The sequence below is a fragment of the Calditrichia bacterium genome, assembly GCA_020634975.1.
GTDB lineage: Bacteria > Calditrichota > Calditrichia > RBG-13-44-9 > J075 > JACKAQ01.
The window spans coordinates 1-2,606 of record JACKAQ010000013.1 but is presented as its reverse complement, the minus strand read 5'-3'; the positions used below and the strand labels follow the sequence as shown (position 1 = coordinate 2,606).

2 protein-coding genes are annotated in these 2,606 nt (G+C 49.5%); both read right to left on the bottom strand.

Going from position 1 to position 2,606, the window contains the following annotated elements:
• Positions 1-7: 7 nt before the first annotated feature.
• Positions 8-2,218, bottom strand: a complete 2,211-nt coding sequence (locus H6629_24000) for a TonB-dependent receptor (protein MCB9070851.1) — start codon at positions 2,216-2,218, stop codon at positions 8-10.
• 32 nt (positions 2,219-2,250) lie between these two features.
• Positions 2,251-2,547, bottom strand: coding sequence for a hypothetical protein (locus tag H6629_23995; GenBank protein MCB9070850.1), 297 nt, complete (start codon positions 2,545-2,547; stop codon positions 2,251-2,253).
• Between the last annotated feature and the right edge of the window lie 59 nt (positions 2,548-2,606).

The window sequence follows — 2,606 nt, the reverse complement described above, 5'->3', positions numbered from 1 at the left end:
TGGCGGGTTAAAACGGCGACCACTCAAATCCGGCGAAGGCCATCAGCGGCAGGTTGTAAATGTTGATCCGGTCGATTTCGACGCGTTCAAACACAATATTGTAGGAATATTGGGTGGAAAATAAGTTGCGTTGGTTGGTCACATTCACTACATCGATGAATGCGCTGAAGTGTTTGGCGAGGCGAAATCCCAGGCGGAAATCCCACCGGAAATAGGAATTTTGGTTATCCACACCGTAATAGTATTCCAGATTTCCGAAGTCATTGTAACTGAATCCCAAACCTTTGGCAATCGCCACGCGATCAAACCACTGCATCTGGGTGGTCACAAACACATTTTTGATCACCGGAACGGTCGCGCGCGCCAGCAGCGAAATCCGGGCATCGCCGAGCGCCGGATGCCAGCGATTGCTGTAAAATTGTTCGCTGTTGTGCCAGCCACCGCTCAGAAAAATGTTGTACACCGGATTCGATTGCACAGGTTGCCAGTTCAGCCAGCTTTCCATTCCGGCGGAGCGGAATTTGCCGCTGTTTCGGGTGATATAATCACCATTGCGAAAAGTTTCCAGATAATTATCGCAATAATTGTAAAATGTTACCCATTCAACAGATAAATATTGTTCTGAAAAATTTAATCCAAATTCAAATTTTTCAAATGTTTCCGGCAGCAAATTAAACTCACTTTGACCGAGTCTGAAGGAGAATAAAGTGCCTTTGTAGATATTGACAGCAGGCACCCGGAACAACATGGTTTCCTGTGTTGCAAACTGCTGCTGAACAGCGCCGCCTGCGCTAATTGACCACCGTTGTGCTGGAGAAAACCGAACCCTGAGTTGCGGCGATAATTTCGGACGCACACCATGCAGCGAAAAATAATCCATCCGCAAACCGCTCGCAACAGACCATTTCGGGGTTGGTCGCCAACTACTGCTTAACCAGCTTTCCCAACGGAACAGAGAGTCTTCCCATTGGGTGAAACCGAGCGGTGTATATTGCAACATGGCGCTGCCGTTATCGGTAACCACATCCTCGGTTTGCACGCCCCATCCGGCGGAAAAATTAAATGCAGGTTTTTCAACTTCGATAATTTGCCGCCAGGTAACCCCTTTTTCTTTCATCAGCAAATTCATATTGCCACTGATTGAATCGGCGGGAATGACACGGCTGTTCAAGCGATTCCGGTCATCGCGCCAGGCGAGGCGATGTTTGAGCAACACACCGCTCGTCAACGCGATATCGTGGGCGAGATACACGAAATCGGTGTGGCTTTTTTCATCAGTTACGATACCTTTTTCGGAGAATCGGTTGGTTTCCGTTGCGCTGATGTGGCTGTTTTCCCGCCCGAACAACCAGCCAAGCTTGAGGCTGTGCCGCTCGTTCGACCAGCTTAAAATCCCCTGCCAATCGCTGAATCGCGGATCAACTGTAGCGTTGTCGGAAAACGCCCCAATCAATTCGCCAATATAGCTGCGGCGATACGACTGGTTCACCCGAAATCCGCCGGGTAACGCAGCTTCGCTGTGCGCTTCCGCCTCAAAAAAGTTGCTGGCGATGGTCAGTTTCCGGCGATCCGCGCTGCCTTCGCGGGTGCGAACGGCAATGGCAGCCATGCTTTGCCGGGCGTATTGACCGGGCAGCACGCCCGGAAAAAATTGCACCTGATCGATGAGCCGCTGGTTGAGCACGCTGAACGCCCCGCCAAACGCGATGCGCACGCGATAGGGATTTTTGATGGGAATATCGTCGATGTAAAATGCGTTTTGGTCGGGTGTGCCGCCGCGGACATAAAACTGGGAAACATAATCGGTTGCGGCCGAAACCGATGGCAGCGCGGTGAATAACCGCACCGGATCGTTGGCAAAATTGGTCGAACGCCGCCAGTCGATTTCCTGCCAGACAAAGCTGCCGTCCGGTTGGCGCAGTGCGTTTTCCGAAATGCGAACGGGTGCCAGTTCCGGCGGATTCGGAGCCAGCTTGAGCGTAACAATGGTATCCTGCGAAAACGGCGGCAGTTGCACGGTCAGCGAGTCGTAATCCAGCCGGGAAATTTGCAGCCGAATATGCGTTTCTTGCGGCAAATCCCGGAATATCGCGATGCCGTTGGCATCGGTGGTTTCCAGTGCCAGATCCGGCAGCACAGCTACCAGGGCATTTTCCACAGCCGCATTATTTTGCACATCCCGAACCGTGACAAACAGGGTTTGCGCCTGTAGCGGCAATCCAAAAATGATTGCACATAAAAATATGATTTTTATTCGTTTACAGGAAACCATACGCGTTGTTTGATGATAGAATTTCCAATTTGTTTGTATATTTGCTCGCCATCTTTCGACCAGCGGAAATGTGAAAATTCTCCGCGAAATTCAATCACTTTGAAATTTTCAAAATTTGAGTTCAATAGTTCAATTTCAAATCCCATTCTATCTGAATAAACTGCACGAAGTGCGCTGTGTTGAAATTGTAAAATCCGGGTAAATGGGGATTGCTGCGGTATGGATTGAAAATCTGCAATTTGAGAATAAGTGATTCGCTTTACATTTTCCGGCACCGGATTCGCGCTGTCTTTCCATCGAGCCAAAGATTGATCATTCGTTATAATGTAAACAT